General features: G+C 70.1%; 11 protein-coding genes. 6 read left to right on the top strand and 5 right to left on the bottom strand.

Annotated elements, in window-relative coordinates:
• Positions 1 to 20: 20 nt before the first annotated feature.
• The 4 genes from nbrcactino_RS07265 to nbrcactino_RS07250 form a co-directional block, all read right to left on the bottom strand.
• Complete coding sequence (locus nbrcactino_RS07265) at positions 21 to 2,612, bottom strand: AAA family ATPase (RefSeq protein WP_161926752.1); 2,592 nt, start codon at positions 2,610 to 2,612, stop codon at positions 21 to 23.
• Positions 2,609 to 3,838: a metallophosphoesterase family protein gene (locus tag nbrcactino_RS07260; RefSeq protein ID WP_161926751.1), complete on the bottom strand. Its 1,230-nt coding sequence runs from the start codon at positions 3,836 to 3,838 to the stop codon at positions 2,609 to 2,611. The genes nbrcactino_RS07265 and nbrcactino_RS07260 overlap by 4 nt, the downstream gene beginning before the upstream one ends.
• Before the next feature lie 137 nt (positions 3,839 to 3,975).
• On the bottom strand, positions 3,976 to 5,478 hold the full coding sequence (locus tag nbrcactino_RS07255) for an MFS transporter (RefSeq protein WP_161926750.1): 1,503 nt from the start codon (positions 5,476 to 5,478) through the stop codon (positions 3,976 to 3,978).
• The gene (locus nbrcactino_RS07250) at positions 5,475 to 6,095 is read right to left on the bottom strand and encodes a PadR family transcriptional regulator (protein ID WP_161926749.1); all 621 of its coding nucleotides are present in this window, start codon (positions 6,093 to 6,095) and stop codon (positions 5,475 to 5,477) included. Before nbrcactino_RS07250 ends, nbrcactino_RS07255 begins: the two co-directional genes overlap by 4 nt.
• 268 nt (positions 6,096 to 6,363) lie before the next feature.
• Here nbrcactino_RS07250 and nbrcactino_RS07245 point away from each other — a divergent pair, with 268 nt between their 5' ends.
• The 5 genes from nbrcactino_RS07245 to nbrcactino_RS07225 all read left to right on the top strand — a co-directional run bounded on the left by nbrcactino_RS07245 (position 6,364) and on the right by nbrcactino_RS07225 (position 16,916).
• Positions 6,364 to 7,401, top strand: a complete 1,038-nt coding sequence (locus tag nbrcactino_RS07245; RefSeq protein ID WP_186343320.1) for a glutathione S-transferase family protein — start codon at positions 6,364 to 6,366, stop codon at positions 7,399 to 7,401.
• On the top strand, positions 7,394 to 8,194 hold the full coding sequence (locus nbrcactino_RS07240; protein ID WP_186343319.1) for a hypothetical protein: 801 nt from the start codon (positions 7,394 to 7,396) through the stop codon (positions 8,192 to 8,194). The genes nbrcactino_RS07245 and nbrcactino_RS07240 overlap by 8 nt, the downstream gene beginning before the upstream one ends.
• Positions 8,191 to 12,003 carry an ABC transporter ATP-binding protein gene (locus tag nbrcactino_RS07235; protein WP_161926747.1) on the top strand — a complete coding sequence of 1,271 codons (3,813 nt, stop codon included), beginning with the start codon at positions 8,191 to 8,193 and terminating at the stop codon, positions 12,001 to 12,003. The genes nbrcactino_RS07240 and nbrcactino_RS07235 overlap by 4 nt, the downstream gene beginning before the upstream one ends.
• A 181-nt stretch (positions 12,004 to 12,184) precedes the next feature.
• Positions 12,185 to 15,940 carry a multifunctional oxoglutarate decarboxylase/oxoglutarate dehydrogenase thiamine pyrophosphate-binding subunit/dihydrolipoyllysine-residue succinyltransferase subunit gene (locus nbrcactino_RS07230; RefSeq protein WP_371864561.1) on the top strand — a complete coding sequence of 1,252 codons (3,756 nt, stop codon included), beginning with the start codon at positions 12,185 to 12,187 and terminating at the stop codon, positions 15,938 to 15,940.
• A gap of 28 nt (positions 15,941 to 15,968) precedes the next feature.
• The gene (locus nbrcactino_RS07225) at positions 15,969 to 16,916 is read left to right on the top strand and encodes an MFS transporter (protein WP_161926745.1); all 948 of its coding nucleotides are present in this window, start codon (positions 15,969 to 15,971) and stop codon (positions 16,914 to 16,916) included.
• Here the strand turns inward: nbrcactino_RS07225 and nbrcactino_RS07220 are convergent.
• The gene (locus nbrcactino_RS07220) at positions 16,913 to 17,542 is read right to left on the bottom strand and encodes a TetR/AcrR family transcriptional regulator (RefSeq protein ID WP_161926744.1); all 630 of its coding nucleotides are present in this window, start codon (positions 17,540 to 17,542) and stop codon (positions 16,913 to 16,915) included. The genes nbrcactino_RS07225 and nbrcactino_RS07220 overlap by 4 nt on opposite strands.
• Before the next feature lie 166 nt (positions 17,543 to 17,708).
• On the opposite strand from nbrcactino_RS07220, the gene nbrcactino_RS07215 reads away from it, so the two are divergent.
• Positions 17,709 to 19,259 carry a flavin-containing monooxygenase gene (locus nbrcactino_RS07215; protein WP_161926743.1) on the top strand — a complete coding sequence of 517 codons (1,551 nt, stop codon included), beginning with the start codon at positions 17,709 to 17,711 and terminating at the stop codon, positions 19,257 to 19,259.
• Positions 19,260 to 19,273: the final 14 nt, after the last annotated feature.

Below are 19,273 nucleotides of genomic sequence, written 5' to 3'. Positions count from 1 at the left end.
CCAGCCCTGACGGGGCGGTCTCAAACCTCGACGGTGCTGGCGGTCGCCACGCCCCGGTAGCGCTCCGGGGCGCACGTCAACACGATCACCTGCGCGTGCTCCCCCGCCCGGGTCAGCACCCGGGCCATCTGGGCGACGCGGTCGGAGTCGGAATGACCCAGCGCGTCGTCGATGATCACCGGCACGCCCTGCGCCTCGTCGACCAGCATCGCGCACGCCAACCGGGAGATGATGCCGATCTGCTCGCGCGCCCCCATGGACAACTCGTCGAACGGCACGGTCGCGCCGTCGAGGGTGCGGGCGGTGATGCCGAGTTGCTCGTCGACCTCGAAGCGGACCGAGGGGCCGAACAGGGGCTCGGCGAGATCTTCGATGCGGCGCCGGAAGGGTTCGCTGTAGCGCGCGTGAGCCGCCGACCGGTGCCGGTGCAGCACCTCGTGCAGCACCTGCGCCGCCCGGGCCCGGGCGGTCACCCGCTCGAGGTCGGCCGCGGCACCGCGGTGCGCCCCGGCCGCCTCGTCGCGACGGTCCCGGCGGGCGTCTTCGCGGCACAGTTCGATGCGGGCCAGCGCCTGGGCGATCTCCCGCTCGCCGCGCTCGCGCTCCTGGGCGAGGTCGGCGATTGCGGTGTCCAACTGCTCCACCCGGCGCTCGAGTTCGGCCATGTCGGCGGCATCCAGCTTGTCGCGGAGTCCGCGCGCCACCTCCTCGATCTCGGCGACATCGCGCTCCGCCCGGTCGTGCTCGGCCGCCAACTCCGCATCCGACTTGTCCCGCCGCGCCTCGTCGCGCGCCGCGGTCAACTCGGCGAGGTCGCGCTCGATGCGCGCAATCGCCTCGTGTGCCCGTTGCAGGGTCGCCGTCGCGTCGGCCCGACGCCCGGACTGGGCCAACGACTCGCGCTCGGCGTCGAGATGGGCGGCGGCACACTCGCGTTCGGCCGCGCGCAGGGCCGCCAGGTCCGGCGTCGCGGGTTGCTCCGTATCGCCGATCTGCTCGGCCAGCTGCGACACCAGTTCGCCCAACGACTCGACCGTTTCGCCGGCGCAGACCCGATCGGCGTCGGCGCGCGCCGCCGCGACGCGCGGCTCGATCGCCTGTCGCTCCTCCCCCAGCGCGATCAGCGCACCGAGGTCGGCGACTCCGTGGGCGGTGCACAACTCGGCGGCCAGCCCGACGAGCTCGCCGCGGCGCGCCCCGAGTGCCGCGGTGTCCGAACCGGCCCGCAGTTCGACCCGCACCACCCCGGGCACCTCGACGACCAGGTCGTCGACCACCACGGTCTCACGGCCACCGGTGATCGCCTCGCCGTCGACGAGCACGGCTTGATCACCGAGTCCGACCACCCGCAGCGCGGTCCCGGCCGCACCCAGCCGCGCCTCGATGCCGACCAGCTCCTCGCGCAGCTTCCGGGCACGGGCCAGGACGCCCCCGTCGACCGTGTTGGCGGCCAGCTCGCGCTCCTGCGCGGCCAGGCGGTCGCACGCCTCGCGGACCAACGCCAGCCGACGGGTCGCTGAATCCAGTTCGCGGTGGCGGTCGAGGGCGCGCGCAGCCCCCTCGCCCTCCTTGACCCGCTCGCGGGCGGCCGTCCACGCGGCCTCGGCGGCGGTCCGGTCTTCCTCGACTGCCTGCTCCTGCGCCCCGACGCGCTCCACCGCCGCGACGGCCTCGCGCACCTGGTCACGAGCAGCGTCCCGGTCGGCGCCCAGCTCGGCGAGCTTGGCGTCGGTACGCCGGCGGGTCTGAATCTCCCGGGCACAGGCGGCCCGGCGCAGACCGGCCGCCTCGGCCTTGGCCGTCTGGGTGGCGAGTCGGTCGCGCACTTCGTCGGCGGCCTTGCGGGCCGCCTCGAACTCCTCGAGTTCGACCTGCCACTGCTCGGCGGCTGAACCGAGCTGTTGGCGCCGACGGGTCAACCGGGCCACCGTCTGTTCGTCCTCGTCGACGGCCGCCAGTGCGGCCTCCAGCTTCGCCAACTCGGCGCGGGCCGCCTCCTCGCGCTGGCGCGCGGCGAGCAATTCGCCGGTCGGCTGACCGCGCCCCACGGTGTAGTACCGCCCGTACTCCCGCGCGACCGCGCCGAGCAGGCCGTCGTCGGGATCATCGTCGGCCTCGGCGTCGGCATCGGCGACCGCCCGGTCGAGCGCCCGGGTGATCGACGCGCTCGCTGAGACCGCCACGGTGGTCGCGGCACTGCCCTGCACGACCCGCGACGCGCGCAGCAGCGCCAGGTCGACCGCCTCGGCCAGGATCTGCGTCGCCCGCTCGTGGGCCGGCTTCCCGGTCAGCTGCTCGGGCTTGGGCTCGTGGATCCGCAGCGTCGTCGATTGTCCTCGGTTGAAGACCTTGGTGTAGGTGAAATGCCAGGGGCCGCAACTGATCTCGGCCTCGACCTCGGTACCGACATCGCAACCGGCCGGCTGCACCGCCGCCACCCGCCGGCTCTTCGACGCCGAGGGGACGTCGAGCAACAGGTCCAGGGCCTCGACCATCGACGACTTGCCGGCCTCGTTGCGGCCGGAGACCACGGTCACCCCGCGATCGGCGAAGACACATTCGCGATCGGCGATGCCGCGGAAGTTCCGCAGGCGCAGGCGGTGCAGTTTCACTTCGCCGCCTTTCGGTCACGGACGGCCAATCGGCGCAGGAGCGCCAGCGCATCCCGCGCGGCCGCTGCCTCCGGCCCGGTCCCGGCAGCCGCGTCGAGGAGCTCATCGGCCGCCTGGGCGGCGTATCCGCGCAGACCCACCCCGGCGAGGTCGGCCGGGTCGGCGACCACGTGCAGATCGTCGTGGGAGTCCCAGCGCACCAGCGCCGCGAACCGGTCGGCCGACGCGTCGAGCACCTCCGTCAGCGCCTCGTCGTCGACCACCGACACCGTCCCGACGAGGCCGAGGCGCACCACCGTCCTGGCCTTGTCGGGCATCTCGTCCAGTCGCGCGGCGAGCGCCTCGATGTCGGCGGCGCCGGTGATCTCGGCGGTCATCGAGGTGAATCGCCAGCGTCCGACGACATGCTCGTCGACGGTCGCGGTCTGCGTCGAGCCGCGGGTGAGCGACACCGCGAGCACCCGTCCCGGGCGCGTCTCGACGTCGTCGAAGTTGGTGACCTCGGGCGCGCCGGAGTACCAGATCCGGCCGGTACCACCGACGTCGGTGACCGAGTGCCGGTCGCCGAGGGCGACGAAGTCGACGGTCGACGAGCGCACCGCGGCCTCCAGCGGATCGACGGCGACAATCGCCGGATCCGACCCGGGCACGAGGCGATCCGTGCCGCCGTGGCCGACGACGATGCGGATCCGGTCGCCGCGGGTCAGCCGGGCCACCTGCTCGCCGACGAGGTCGCCGGTCGGCGACTTGGTGGACCACGGTGCGACGACGAGGTCGATCCCGTCGGCCACCTCGCGCACCCCGGGCGCCGACAGCACGGTCACGTTGGGCGGGCACCGCTTGGTGAACACCTCCGAGCGGTAGATACTCGCCGCGTCGTACGGGTCGTGGTTGCCCGGGAGCAGGTAGACCGGCACCGGGATGCCGCGCAGCCGGTCGAGTGCCTGGCTCACGATCCGCGCGGAGACCCGATGGTCCTCGAACACGTCACCGCAGGCGACGACGAACTGGGCGCCCACCTCGTCGGCGATCTCGCCCATCCGCTCGAGCGTGGCGAGCCGATCGGCGGTGAACAGGGCCTGCGCGTCGGGCGAGAGGAAGTGGCGGGTCATCCCCAATTGCCAGTCGGCGGTGTGCAGGAAGGTGACCGCCCGGTCGGGTTCGGCGGCCGGCGTGCCCGAAGGCGGCTCGTCGAACGGCAACTCGTCGAACAGTGACGCAGACATGGCACCTCCTTCGGGGACGGCGGGCGATCCGGGTGATCCCCCATCGACTTGCATCGTAGAAGTGCCCCCCGACAAAGCGCGGGAGGCGAGCCGGGCACCGCCCGAACTCGCCTCCCGCAAGGGCCGATCAGCCGCGCTCAGTCTTGCGCCGGCGCACCGGGTGTCTTCATCGGCACCAGGAACAACGACACCGCGGCGGCGACGAAGACCACTCCCGCGGCGAGGAAGATCGAGTGCCCCATCGCGACGGAGAAGCCTTCGTGCATGGGCTGGGGCAGGGTTGCCGCCGCATGGCTGTGCGCCTGCGCCTGCTTCATGTCGAAGCCGGGGAACTCGCGGCGCAGCAGCGCCTGCATCAGCGCACCGATGCCGGCGCTGCCCAGCACCGATCCCACCACGCGGGTCGTGTTGTATACGCCCGCGCCGGCGCCGGCCTGGTGCCACGGAAGGTTGCGGGTGGCCGTCGCACCCAACGGCGCCCAGATCCCGGCACCGGCAACACCGAGCAGGATCGTCGGCAGCAACAGTTGCCACACCGGGGTGTCCGGCCGGTTGATGAGCGCCATCCAGCACAGTGCGACGCCGTTCAACAGCATCGCGGTGGCGATGATGGACCGCGGGTGGACGCGGTCGGCGAGGCGGCCGATGAGCGGCGCCAAGAAGCCGCTGACCAGTGCCATCGGGACCAGCATCAGCGCCGAGCGGGTCGGCGACATGCCGCCCACCAACTGCAGGAAGAACATGACCGGAATCATGATTCCGGTGATCGCGAAGCCCTGGGCGAAGATGCCCACGTTGGACACCCAGTAGTTCCGGTCGGCGAACAGCGACAGCGGCACCAACGGTTCGCGGCGCATGCGCTGCTCCCACAGGACGAACAGCACCAGGTACAGGACGCCGACGGTGATCATGCCCCAGATCCAGGGCTGCCAGTCGTACTTCTCACCGTCCTGGATACCGAAGACGAGGGCAGCCAGACCGATACCGGAGAGGATGACCCCGACCCAGTCGAACTTGTGGTCGTGGGTCTCGACGTTCGGCACGAAGATCTGCGCCAGGATCAGACCGATGATGCCGACCGGCAGGTTGATCAGGAAGATCCACTCCCAGCCGAAGTTGTCGGTCAGCACGCCGCCGAGCAGCGGGCCGACCATCGTCGCGACGCCGGCGACGATGCCCCACACGCCCATCGCGGCGCCCCGTCGTTCCATCGGGAAGATCCGGGTGACGATCGCCATCGTCTGCGGCGTGATCAGCGCCGCGCCGACGCCCTGGACGGCACGCGCGGCGATGAGCATGCCGATCGAGCCCGACATCGCACACCAGACGCTGGCCGCGGTGAAGACCACCAGGCCGATCTGGAAGATGAGCTTGGGCCCGAACTTGTCACCGAGGCGCCCGGCCACCAGCAGCGGGACCGCATAGGTCAGCAGGTAGGCGCTGGTCACCCACACGATCGAGTTGAAGTCGGCGCCGAGCGCCTGTTGAATCGCCGGCTGGGCCACGGCGACAATGGTCATGTCGACCAAGATCATGAAGAAGCCGACACACATCGCCAACATGGCGAGCCACGGGTTCTTCCCGTAGTCGGTCGACGGCTCCGGACCCGCGTCGCGGGCGGTCGTCTGTGCAGTGGTCATGGGAGTGGTCCGTCCAATCCGTTGCAGGGGCGATCGCGCAGCACCTCGTCGAGCCACGCGATCTGGTTGTTGTCGATACGGTCCAGCAGGTCGTCGAGCCAGGCGAGCTGCGCGCGCAACGTCGCGAGGCGCATCCCGCCGTCGAGGCGGAAGATCTCCGGCACGCCCTGTTCGGTCGTGCGGTCGACGAGCTCGACGACGGCGGCCAGTTCGGCCGCCATCGCCTCGCGACGTCGGCGCAGCAGGCGCGCGGCTTCGTCCCGCGGCACCTCGTGCGCCTGCGCCAGCGCCAGGTAAAGCTGTGGATATTCGGTCGGTTGCTCGGCCAGCAACGACTCCAGGGTGTCGCGGTGCGCCTGGCGCCCCGCGTCGGTGAGTTCGTAGACGGTCCGCTCCGGCCGGTTCCCCTCGCGCTCGACGTCGTGCACGGCGAGGAACCCTTTGCCGAGCAGTCGGGCCACCACGTTGTAGATGGATGTGGTCCGGATGTGCACGAGCCGGTCGAAGTGGCGTTTGACCGCCAGTTGAGCCATTTCATAGGGGTGCATCGGACGTTCGACGAGCATGCTCAAGACCAGCAGGTCCAGCGGCTTCTCGGGACGCTTTCCGGTTCGCACCTCAGGCCCCTTTCCGGTTTGTCCGAATTACTTCCAGTCCGAATATTCCGAACGGAATATATGGCTGGGGCGGGCTCGTGTCAACAGCCAGAGGGCCCACTCGGCGGGATTGAGGGCCCAGTCGACGAGAATGAGGGCCCACTCGGCGATCGGGCGGGGCGACTAACCTGGCAATCGACCCCTGTGTCAGCCGTCACAGGCATGCGAAGGAATCGCCGCACCGCGTCGGACGTTGGACGGGTGTTGCGACCACGATCGGAGGAACGCGTTGGGCGAGAAGGATCAGAAGCAGGGCGTGTACGTCACGACCGGCGAGGAATTCGTGCGCGACACCCGCTACATCTCGACGCGCATCACCCGCGACGGCGCCGACGGCTACCCCGTCGAGGCGAACCGCTACCGGTTGGTCGCCGCCCGCGCCTGCCCGTGGGCCAACCGGACCCTCGTGGTGCGCCGCCTCCTCGGACTCGAGGACGCGATCTCCCTGGGCCTGTGCGGTCCGACGCACGACGCCGACTCGTGGACCTTCGACCTCGACCCCGGCGGCGTCGACCCGGTGTTGGGGATCCCCCGGCTCAAGGACGCCTACAACAAGCGCATCCCCGACTACCCGAAGGGGATCACCGTGCCGGCCATCGTCGACACCCGCGACGGCGCCGTGGTCACCAACGACTACGCGCAGATCACCCTCGACTTCTCCACCGAGTGGACCGACTTCCACCGCGACGGCGCGCCCGACCTCTACCCCGCCGAGCTGCGGGATCAGATCGACGAGATCAACGCCACCGTCTTCAGCGAGGTCAACAACGGCGTGTACCGCTGTGGTTTCGCCGGCAGCCAGGCCGCCTACGACAAGGCCTACGACCGCTTGTTCACCCAGCTCGACGTCCTCGAGGAACGGCTGAGCACCCAGCGCTACCTGGTCGGGACCACCATCACCGAGGCCGACGTGCGGCTGTTCACGACGTTGGCCCGCTTCGATCCCGTCTACCACGGGCATTTCAAGTGCAACCGCAGCCTGCTCGCGCAGATGCCCGCCCTGTGGGCCTACGCCCGCGACCTGTTCCAGACCCCCGGGTTCGGCGACACCGTCGACTTCACCCAGATCAAGCAGCACTACTACATCGTCCACCGCGACATCAATCCGACGGGCATCGTGCCCAAGGGCCCAGACCTGCGGGGATGGCTCACCGCCCATCACCGCGAACAGCTCGGCGGCCGTCCATTCGGGGACGGAACCCCGCCACCACCACCGCGACCCGACGAGGTCGTCCCGACAACGAACGGGGTACCCACCCATGCGTAAGCGCGACAAGAACCTCCCGGTCCCGGCCGATCCGATCGCCGGCGACGGCGTGGAAACCCCCCGGCCCTCCGCGCAGGCGGTCGGGGCGGCGGACAAGATGCTCCGCCGGGCCCAACGGCTCCAGGGGCCCGCGGTGGCCAAGTACGTGGCCAAAATCCGCGCCGCCCACCCCGAGGAGACGCCCGAGCAGATCATCGGCCGACTCGAGAAGCAGTACCTGCTGGCCGTGACCGGCTCCGGCGGCGCGGTCGGCGCCACCGCGGCCGTGCCCGGCGTCGGCACGATCGCCGCCCTGTCGGCGGTCGCCGGTGAATCGCTGTTCTTCCTCGAAGCCTCGGCCCTCCTCGCGCTCGCCGTCGCCGAGGTGCACGGAATCGACCCCGACGACCAACAGCGCCGCGAGTCGCTCGTGCTCTCCGTCGCACTCGGCGAAGAAGGCCTCACCGCCCTGGGGAAGCTCGTCGGCACCGGCCGCTCGGGCGCGCTGCGGCAGCTCTCGATCGGCAGCATCCCCGGCGCCAACCTGTCCTCCTTCAACCGGAAGATGCTCAACAAGGTGATGCGCAAGTTCACCCTGAAGCGGGCGCCGATCATCGTCGGCAAGCTGTTGCCGGCCGGCGTGGGCGCCACCATCGGCGCGGTGGGCAACCGGGCCCTGGGCAAGCGGATCGTCGACAACTCGCGTGCCGCGTTCGGCCCGGCGCCGCGGCACTGGCCGACGTCGACGGTGATCGACGGCAGCGTGGTCGACCCGGCGCTGCCGGCACCGAGGCTGGGTCTCCCGACCCGGTGACCGTCTCCGACGACCGGTGGTTGCGGCGCCTGGTGCGCCATGCCGCGGTACGTCGGGGAGCCCTCACCGTCACCGCCGTCGCGGTGGTCGTCGGCGTCGTCGCGGACCTGGCGTTCCCGCTGCTGTCACGCTCGGCCCTCGACCATGCCACCGGCGCGGCGAAGGCCGGGTGGGCCCTGTCGAGCATCATCGCGGTGATGGTCGCCGTGGCCGCGGTCCGCTATCTGTCCACCCTGGGGCGGCGCTGGGCCGCGGGGGTGATGGCCGTCGGCGCGCAGCGCGATCTGCGCGTCGCCCTGCTGGACACGGTTCTCCACCTCGACGGCGCCGCCCAGCACACCATCCGCACCGGCCAAGTGGTGTCCCGGTCGATCTCGGATCTGCAAGTGGTGCAGGGTCTGCTGGCGATGGCGCCGCTGGCCATCGGCGGCGCCGTCCAGGGCGTCCTGACCTTTGTGATCATGGCCCACCTCTCCCTGCCGCTGACCCTGGTGACCCTGCTGCTGCTCCCCGTCCTCGGCGTGACCGTCTACCGCAGCCGCCGACGGCTCTTCGCCGCGACGTGGTCGGCCCAACAGGCCGCCGCCGACGTCGCCACCCACGTCGAAGAGACGGTGACCGGCGTGCGGGTGGTGAAGGGGTTCGGCCAGGAGGACCGCATGGTCGACCGGCTGGTCGGGCTCGGCCGCACCCTGTACGCGCGCCGCGTGCGGGCGGCGCACGTCGAGGCGCGCTACGCACCGTTCATCGCCGCCCTCCCCCAGGCCGCCACCGTCGCGGTGATCGGCCTCGGCGCCGCCCTGGTGTTGCGCGGTTCGATCACCGCCGGCACCTTCCTCGCCTTCGCCGCCTACGTCACCGCATTGATGGCGATCACCCGGATGCTGTCCAACGTCGTCATCTCCGCCCAACTCGCCCACGCCTCGGCGCAGCGCGTGTTCAGCGTCATCGACCACCCCCGCGAAACCGACCCGGCCGATCCCCGGCCGATCCCCGACGGCGATCTCGGCCTCCGGTTTGCCGACACCGCCTTCGGCTATCCCCACGCCGCCGACACCCCGGTGCTGCGCGGGGTCGACCTGGCCGTCGCGCCGGGCGAGTGCGTCGCGGTGATCGGTGGGCCCGGGACCGGCAAGTCGACGCTGGCCGATCTCGCCATCCGCCACTACCGGGCGCAGGCCGGCTCGATCGAACTCACCACCGCCGACGGGCGCGGGGTCGACGTCGACGCCGTGACGGCCCACGACCTGCGCGCCGCCGTCGCGGTCGTTCCCGACGAGCCGTTCTTGTATTCGGACACCATCGCCGCCAACGTCGCGATGGCTCCCCTGGAGCAGTTGACCGACGAGGAGTGCGAGCGGTTGGACACCGTGCTCGCCGAGGCCGATGCCGACGGATTCGTCTCCGCCCTGCCCGACGGGGTCGCCAGCGTCGTCGGCGAACGCGGTCTGACCCTGTCGGGCGGCCAGCGGCAGCGCCTCGCCCTGGCCCGCGCGCTCTATGCGCAGCCGCGGGTGCTGATCCTCGACGACGCGACCTCGGCGGTCGACTCGACCACCGAGGCCGCCATCCTGTCCCGGCTGCGCGGACAGCGCGCCACCATGCTCGTCCTGGCGCACCGGATGTCGACGCTGCGCCTCGCCGACCGGGTCGCGATCCTCGACGGCGGGCGCATCGTCGAGACCGGGACCCTCGACGAGTTGACCCGCGGCAGCGCCCGGTTCTCGACGCTGATGTCGCAGGCGGCCACCATCCCGCTACCCGACTCCCCGGTCGACGACGAGCGGCCCGACCGCGCCGGCCCGAATCTGATCGACGCCGAACCGCTCGACGACCTCTGGCCGCAGACCGACGACGACGAGCAGTGGCGCCCGACCGGTGCGCCCCGCGGCCCCGGTGGCGGGGTGGGCGCCGGGATGGGCGGGGGCATGGCGATGTCCGGCGCCCTCGGCGCCGCCCAGGCCACCCCCGAACTGCTCGCCGACGTCGCCGCACTGCCGCCGGCCGACGCCGACCCGAAGGCCGATGTCGCACAGTTGCGCGGCGAGGCCCCCGACTTCTCCCTGCGGACCGCCTTGGCGCCGGTGCGGGTCCTGCTGACGCTGACCGCCTTGTGCGTCGCCGCCGACACGCTCGTGGGACTGGCCTTTCCCTCCCTCGCCCGGATCTCCGTCGATGCGGCCGGGTCCGGGAACGCCGGACCGATCGTGCGCGCGGTCGTGCTGGGTGCCCTGTTCGTCGTCGTCGGGTGGGCGCTGTCCATTGCGGCGCTGCTGCTCTCCACCCGCGCCGGCGAACGCGTCCTCTTCGGCCTGCGCGTGCGCAGCTTCGCCCACCTGCAACGCCTCGGACTCGACTACTACGAGCGCGAGCTGTCCGGCCGGATCATGACCCGGATGACCACCGACATCGATGCGTTGAGCACCTTTGTCCAGACCGGCCTGACGTCGGCGGGCATCGCGGCCCTGACCCTCGTCGGGGTGGCCGCCGCCCTCGCGATCACCCAACCCTCCCTCGCCGTGGCCCTGATCCCGGTCATCCCGGTGCTGGTCGCCGCCACCTGGCTCTTCCGACGCATCTCGTCGCGCGCCTACCTGCGCTCGCGCGAACTCGTCAGCGTGGTCAACGCCGATCTGCAGGAGAACATCGCCGGCCTGGCCACCACGCAGGGCTTCGGCCACACCCGTGCCGCGCTCGACCGGTTCGCCCGCTACTCCGACGACTGGTTTGCGGCCCGGATGGTCACCCAGCGGACCATCGCCTGCTTCTTCCCGTTCATCGTCGCCGTCGCCGACCTGGCCACCGCCGCGGTCCTCGTGCTCGGCGCCCACCGGATCGCCGCGGGCACCCTGTCCACCGGCGCCCTGATCGCCTTCGTCCTCTACCTGGCAATGCTGTTCGGCCCGGTGCAGCAGCTCACCCAGGTTTTCGACGGCTACCAGCAGGCACGGGTGGGCTTGATCCGCATCCGCGAGTTGCTCACGACACCGTCGACACTGGAATCGCGGGCCGACGCCGACCCCGTCCCGCACCCGACCGCCGGCCCCCGCCCGGCCCACCTGGTCCTCGACGGTGTCGGCTTCAGCTATCCCGGAAGCGGGGTACCGGCGCTGGCCGGGATCGACCTCGACATCCCGGCGGGATCGTCGCTGGCCCTGGTCGGGTCCACCGGGGCCGGGAAATCGACGGTGGTCAAACTGTTGGCCCGCTTCTACGACCCCACCGAGGGGTCGGTTCGGGCCGACGACGAGGACCTGCGCGACGTCGCGCTGCACGCCTACCGCTCCCGGCTCGCCGTCGTCCCGCAGGAGCCCCACCTGTTCGCCGGCACCGTCGCGCAGAACATCGCCTTCGGCCGCCCGTCGGCGACCCGCGCGCAGATCGAGGCCGCTGCCGCCGCGGTCGGCGCCCTCGACGTCATCGCCTCGCTCCCCGGTGCCATGAACCACGCGGTCGGCGAACGCGGCCGCGGGTTGTCCTCGGGTCAGCGCCAGCTCCTCGCGCTGGCCCGGGCCGAGCTCGTCGAGCCCGATCTGGTGTTACTCGACGAGGCCACCGCGACCCTCGACCAACAGACCGAGGCACGCGTGCTGGCCGCCGCGCGCGCGACCACGTCGCGGCGCACCAGCGTGATTGTCGCCCACCGGTTGGCCACCGCCGCGCAGGCCGACTCGATCGCGGTCATCGAGGCCGGTCGGGTGGTCCAACAGGGCACTCACGCCGAGCTCATCAGCGTTCCGGGGCGATATTCCCAGCTGTGGGAGGCCAGTGCGGACACTGGGAGCACGCGCTCGACGCCGCGCGCGTAGCATGCCCTTGGAGGGCGTGATCGCGATACCACAGTGTCGGCCGGTCACGACTCGGCGCGAAAGTGGAAAACAAGCGCGGGCCCACACCCCGACGGGCCCCGACTAAAGGGAATTGAGGCGAAGTTCCGCTGTGAACACCCCGGCATCTGACTACGGCCAGAACACCTGGTTGGTCGAGGAAATGTACCAGCAGTACAAGAAGGATCCGAACTCGGTCGATCCCAGCTGGCGGGAGGTGCTCAAGGACTATCAGCCGACCCAAAACGGTGCCGCGGGTAACGGCGCTTCGCCGGCGCCCGCCACCCCGTCCGCTGCGGCCCCCGCGACCCCGGCCCAGCCGGCGGCCGCACAGCCCAAGGCCGTGACCCTCGACGAGGAGCCGGCCAAGCCCGAGCCCGCCCCGAAGCCCGCCACCGAGGCTCCGGCCACGAAGGCCGCCTCCGGTGTCGCGACCACCGGGCGCGACGGTTCCAACCGCTCCTCGGCTCCGGCCCCGGCTCCCACCTCCCCGGCGGCCAAGACCGACGACGCCGCGCCGACGGAGACGTCGAAGGTGCTGCGCGGCGCCGCGGCCGCCGTGGCCCGCAACATGAACGCGTCCCTGACCCTGCCGACCGCCACCAGCGTGCGCGCGGTGCCGGTCAAGGCGATGATCGACAACCGGATCGTCATCAACAACCACCTGGCGCGCACGCGCGGCGGGAAGATCTCGTTCACCCACATCCTCGGGTACGCACTGGTCCAGGCGATCAAGTCGTTCCCCAACATGAACAACCACTTCGCCGAGATCGACGGCAAGCCCAACGTCGTCTCGCCCGCGCACACCAACCTCGGCCTGGCGATCGACCTGCCGGGCAAGGACGGCAGCCGCTCGCTCGTCGTCGCCGCCATCAAGGAGTGCGAGGACAAGAACTTCTACCAGTTCTGGGCCGCCTACGAGGAGATCATCCGCCGGGCCCGCGAGGGTGCCTTGACCGCCGACGACTTCTCCGGCGTCACGATGTCGCTGACCAACCCGGGCACCATCGGCACCGTTCACTCGGTACCGCGGCTCATGCCCGGCCAGGGCGCGATCATCGGCGCCGGTGCGATGGAGTACCCGGCCGAGTTCCAGGGTGCCTCCGACGAGCAGATCGCCGAGCTGGGCGTCGGCAAGCTGATGACGCTGACGTCGACCTATGACCACCGCATCATCCAGGGTGCGGAATCCGGCGACTTCCTGCGCAAGGTGCACCACCTGCTCCTCGACGACGAGTTCTGGGACTCGATCTTCACTGCGCTGCACATCCCCTACGAGCCGATCCGGTGGCGCCAGGACGTGCCGCCGGGCCTGGTCGACAAGTCGACCCGCGTCCTGGAGTTGATCGCGGCCTACCGCAGCCGCGGCCACCTCATGGCCGACATCGACCCGCTCATGATGGACAGCGACGCCCGTCGCGCCCACCCCGACCTGCGCATCGAAACCTACGGGTTGACCCTGTGGGACCTCGACCGGACGTTCCGGGTCGGCGGCTTCCACGGCAAGGAGCGCATGAAGCTGCGCGACGTGCTGTCCATCCTGCGCGACGCGTACTGCCGCCACGTCGGCGTCGAGTACACGCACATCCTCGAGCCCGAACAGCAGCGCTGGCTGCAGGACCGGGTCGAGATCAAGCACGTCAAGCCGTCGGTGGCCGAGCAGAAGTACATCGTCTCCAAGCTGAACGCGGCCGAGGCCTTCGAAACCTTCCTCGCGACGAAGTACGTCGGGCAGAAGCGCTTCTCCCTCGAAGGTGCCGAGTCGGTGATCCCGATGATGGACGCGGTCATCGACCAGAGCGCCGAGCACGAGCTGACCGAGGTTGTCATCGGGATGCCGCACCGCGGCCGCCTCAACGTGCTCGCCAACATCGTCGGCAAGCCCTACTCCAAGATCTTCACCGAGTTCGAGGGCAATCAGGACCCGTCGCAGGCGCACGGCTCCGGTGACGTCAAGTACCACCTCGGCTCGGAGGGCAAGTACTACCAAATGTTCGGCGACAACGAGATCACCGTCTCGCTGACCGCCAACCCGAGCCACCTCGAGGCCGTCGACCCGGTCCTGGAGGGCCTGGTCCGCGCCAAGCAGGACCTCCTCGGCGACACCGCCGGCGACTTCCCGGTGCTCCCGCTGATGCTGCACGGCGACGCCGCATTCGCCGGCCAGGGCGTGGTCGCCGAGACGCTCAACATGGCGCTGCTGCCCGGCTACGGCGTCGGCGGCACCGTCCACATCGTGGTGAACAACCAGGTCGGCTTCACCACCGCGCCGGAATACTCGCGGTCCACCGAGTACTGCACCGACGTCGCGAAGATGATCGGCGCGCCGATCTTCCACGTCAACGGCGATGATCCGGAGGCCTGCGTGTGGGCCGCCAAGCTCGCCGTCGACTACCGCGAGACCTATCACAAGGACGTGGTGATCGACCTCGTCTGCTACCGCCGCCGCGGACACAACGAGGGCGACGACCCGTCGATGACGCAGCCGGCGATGTACGAGGTCATCGACACGATGCGCGGCGTCCGCAAGTCCTACACCGAAGCGCTGATCGGCCGTGGCGACATCTCCACCAAGGAGGCCGAGGACGCCCTGCGCGATTACCAGGGCCAGTTGGAGCGCGTCTTCAACGAGGTGAAGGAGCTCGACCGCTACACCGCGGAGCCCAGCCCGTCGGTGGAGGCGGAGCAGACGCTGCCGTCGAAGCTGGTCACCGCGGTGTCCGAGCAGACCCTGGCCCGCATCGGCGACGCCTTCATGACCCTGCCCGACGGCTTCAACGCGCACCCGCGCGTCTTGCCGGTGCTCAAGCGCCGCCAGTCCAGCGCCCGTGATGGCGGTATCGACTGGGCCTTTGCCGAGCTGCTGGCCTTCGGCTCCCTCGTGCTGGAGGGGCGCACCGTCCGGTTGTCCGGTCAGGACTCCCGCCGCGGCACGTTCACCCAGCGCCACTCGGTGCTCATCGACCGGGAGAACGGTTCGGAGTACACGCCGCTCAACCACATCCCCGGTGAGGACGAGGACCACGCCGGCCGATTCCTGGTCTACGACTCGCCGCTCTCGGAGTATGCGGTCCTCGGCTTCGAGTACGGCTACTCGGTCGGAGACCCCGACGCGCTGGTGCTGTGGGAGGCACAGTTCGGCGACTTCGTCAACGGCGCCCAGTCCATCGTCGACGAGTTCATCAGCTCCGGCGAGGCGAAGTGGGGCCAGACCTCCGGCGTGGTCATGCTGCTCCCGCACGGCCACGAGGGCCAGGGCCCCGACCACACCTCGGGGCGCATCGAACGCTTCCTGCAGTTGTGTGCCGAGGGATCGATGACGGTGGCACTGCCGTCGACGCCGGCGAGCTACTTCCACCTGCTGCGCCGCCACACCCTCGACGGCATCGAGCGCCCGCTGGTGGTGTTCACGCCGAAGTCGATGCTGCGCAACAAGGCCGCGGTGAGCCCGGTCTCCGATTTCACCGATTCGAAGTTCCTCTCGGTCCTCGACGACCCGGCCTTCGCGTCGGGCGGTGCCGACCGGTCGAAGGTGCGCCGGGTGATCCTGGTCAGCGGCAAGCTCTACTACGAGTTGGCCGCCCGACGCGACAAGGAGAACCGCGACGACGTCGCGATCGTCCGCATCGAGCAGCTCTACCCGGTCCCGCACCGGCGGATGCGGATGACCTTGGAGCAGTACCCCAATGCCGAGGACTTCGTGTGGGTCCAGGAGGAGCCGGCGAACCAGGGTCCGTGGCCGTTCCTGGGCCTGTGGCTCCCCGAGGTGCTGCCGGACATCCTCGCCGGCCTGCGCCGGGTGTCGCGACGGGCCATGTCGGCGCCGTCGTCGGGCTCGAGCAAGGTCCACGCCGTGGAGCAGCAGGAGATCCTCGACTCGGCCTTCGGCCCGAAGTCCGAGACCCCCCTCACGTCGTAGCCGGGCGGGGCCGAATACGATCAGCCCGATGGTCTACCACCACGACGGAATCGCTCCGACGGCCCCGACGGGCGAAGCCCATATCCGGGGGGCCGCCCCCAAGAGCTGGCGGGGATACATCATCGCCGCTTCGATCGCGGGCGGTCTCCTCCTGGGGGCGGTGGTGTGTTTGGCGCTCGGTTTCATGGGCGGATTCTGGAACCTGGGCCTCTTCGGTGTGATCATCGGAATCGGCGTTGCGATCGCGGCGTTGCCGCAACTCGCGATCGTCGGGCGCATCTTCGTCACCGCCGGTCCGCAGGGCCTGCACACGCTGGTGTTCGACCTCCCCTGGGCCGACGTCAGCGCCTATGAGTTCGTCGATCAAAACTCGACTTACAACACGATCAACGCGGCGAAAACGAAGGCGGACCAGGTGCGCCGGCGCTCGATCGTGATCACCCGGAAGGCCACCGACCAGAACGGCCGACCGATCCAGTGGGGCTACACCCTGCCGGTCAACCACACGACGAACTATGACGAGTTCCATGCGGCTGTCCGCGCGTATGCGCCACAGGTGCGGGTTGGATCGGCGCTGGGGGCCGGCGCCTATCAGCAGGACCCGGGGGTGACGGCCCAGCTGCGGGCCCTCCTCGCCCAGTACGGTTACCTCGACATCAGCCGGGGCAGGGGCAAGACGGCGCTGCAAATCAGCCCGACGGGCATGGCGGTCGGCGAGAACTCCCTGCCGTGGAACGCGATCACCGCGTTGGCCGCCGTCACCGACGTGCACACCACGTCCTACAACGGCGTCAAGTCCACCGAGCGCACGCCGCGCCTCGTCGTGATCACCAATCACATCGACCCGAAGACCGGCGAACCGGTCGTCCTGCGCCCGGCCTATCCCACCCACTACCAGCCGACGATCGAACAGATCGTCCCGCTCATCGTGGAATTCGCGCCGCACGTCACCTTCGGCGACCGCCGGACCGGCTAGCGGTTCGGGGCACCGTCCCAGCGCAACCGCGGCACCGGGGCCACTGGGTCGACCGGCTGCGCCGAGACCACCGAGCCGATGGCGAACAACGACTCCACGATCAGGTCGAGCACCTCGTCGCGGGGCATCTCGGACCCGTCGAGCCAGGTCAATGCGGTTTCCTCGACGAAGGCGATCCAGCCGCGGACGGCCAGCTCGACGGCCGGCGTGCGGTCGATCCCGAAAACCTGGGTGCGGTCGAGGATTCGGTCGGCGATCACCGTGCGCGTGTCGTCGGCGACGCGGCGCATCTGCGGATCGCCCGAACCGGTTCCGCGCAGGAACGTCGTGTAGGCGTGCCGATGCTCGCTGATGAAGTCGAGGAAGCCGCTCATCGAGGAGCGGAGCACGTCGACGGCCTCGCCCAACGAATCATCGGGCGCGGTGACCGCGAGCAGTTCGTCGGCCTGGGCCTGGGCGAGCGCGACGTGGAAGTCCTGCTTCGACGAGAAGTAGTGGAACACCAGCGCGCGGGACACCCCCGCGGCCTGCGCAACCGCCTCGATCGAGACGTTGTCGATGGCCACCTTCTTGACCAGGTCGCGCCCGAGTGCGATGAACTGCTCCCGGCGCGCCGCCGGACTCATGCGCGTCCGCTTCCTCCCCGACACGGGCTTTCCACCGGACACGGATGTGCCCGGCGAATCGCCGTTCGACGCTGCCGACCTCGCTGCCATGGGACTCACCGTAGCACTATTGACTAATAGTCGAATAGCTATTGACCCATCGTCAATAGTTGGCTACCGTGCCAATATGACAATCGACACTGTCACGAAGACCGACGTCCAGATCGCCATCATCGGAGCCGGGTTCTCCGGCTTGGGCGCCGCGATCAAACTCACCCAGAACGGTTTCACCGATTACGTCGTGATCGACCGCGGCGCCGACTTCGGCGGCACGTGGCGCGACAACACCTACCCCGGCGCCGCCTGCGACGTGCCGTCGAACCTCTACTCCTACTCGTTCGCGCTGAACCCGGGCTGGACGCGCACCTACTCCCACCAGGCGGAGATCCACTCCTACATCAACGACGTGGCCAAGCGCCACGACATCGCCTCGCACACGCGGTTCGGCACCGAGGTCGTCGACGCCCGCTGGGACGAGGCGAGCCGGCGCTGGCTGGTCGACGTCGACACCTCCGGGGTCCGCACGCAGATCCGTGCCGAGATCCTCGTCGGCGCCGTCGGCCCCCTGTGCGAGCCCAACCTCCCCGACATCGAGGGCATCGACAGCTTCGGTGGGACGATCGTCCACTCGGCCCAGTGGAACCACGACTACGACTACGACGGCAAGCGCATCGCGGTCATCGGCACCGGCGCGTCGGCGATTCAGATCGTGCCCCAGATCGCCAAGATCGCCGGTCACCTCGACGTGTACCAGCGCACCGCACCCTGGATCGTGCCCCGCACCGAGCGGCCGTACACCACCGCCGAGCACCTGGCCTTCCGCTTCCTCCCCGGTTACCAGAAGCTCTCCCGCGGCCTGATCTACTCCGGCGCCGAGGCCGTCGCCTTCGGCATGACCTACGCTCCGTCGGCGCTCAAGCCGGTCGAGATGATCTGCAAGGCGAACATCGCCCGCGGGATCTCCGACCGCGAGCTGCGCCGCGCGGTCACCCCCGACTACCGGGTCGGCTGCAAGCGCATCCTCAAGTCCAACGACTGGTACCCGGCGCTGGATCGCGACAACGTCGACTTGGTGACCGATTCGATCACCTCGATCAACGAGCGCGGCATCGTCACCGCCGACGGCACCGAGCGCGAGGTCGACGTCATCGTCGTCGCCACCGGCTTCCACGTCACCGACTCCCCCGTCTTCGACCACATCGCCGGCGTCGGCGGACGCACGCTGGCCGACGTGTGGGCCGAGCGGGGCATGCAGGGCTACAAGGGTTCGTTCATCCACGGCTTCCCCAACATGATGCTCATGGTCGGACCCTCGACCGGGCTGGGCCACACCTCGATGGTCTACATGATCGAGTCGCAGTTGAACTACCTGGTCAGCTACCTCAAAACCGTTCGGGCACAGTCGATCACCCGGACCGACGTGCGACTCGACGCCCAGGACGGGTATAACGACTTCATCCAGCGCCGACTGCGCCGCAGCGTCTGGCTCGGCGGCGGGTGTGCGTCGTGGTACCAGGACTCCCACGGCAACGTGACCACGCTGTGGCCGGGCTTCACCTTCGACTTCCGCCGCCGCACGCGCCACTTCGACGTCGCCGCCTACGACATCAGCCGGGCACTGCCCGAGCCCGCCGGCACCGACACGCGGCCGCGGGCCGACGAGTCGGCGACCGTCTGACCGCCCCCCGGACA

It is taken from the genome of Gordonia crocea, from assembly GCF_009932435.1.
Lineage (GTDB): Bacteria > Actinomycetota > Actinomycetes > Mycobacteriales > Mycobacteriaceae > Gordonia > Gordonia crocea.
The sequence above is the reverse complement of the archived record's forward strand: the minus strand, read 5'-3'. Positions and strand labels throughout refer to the sequence as shown.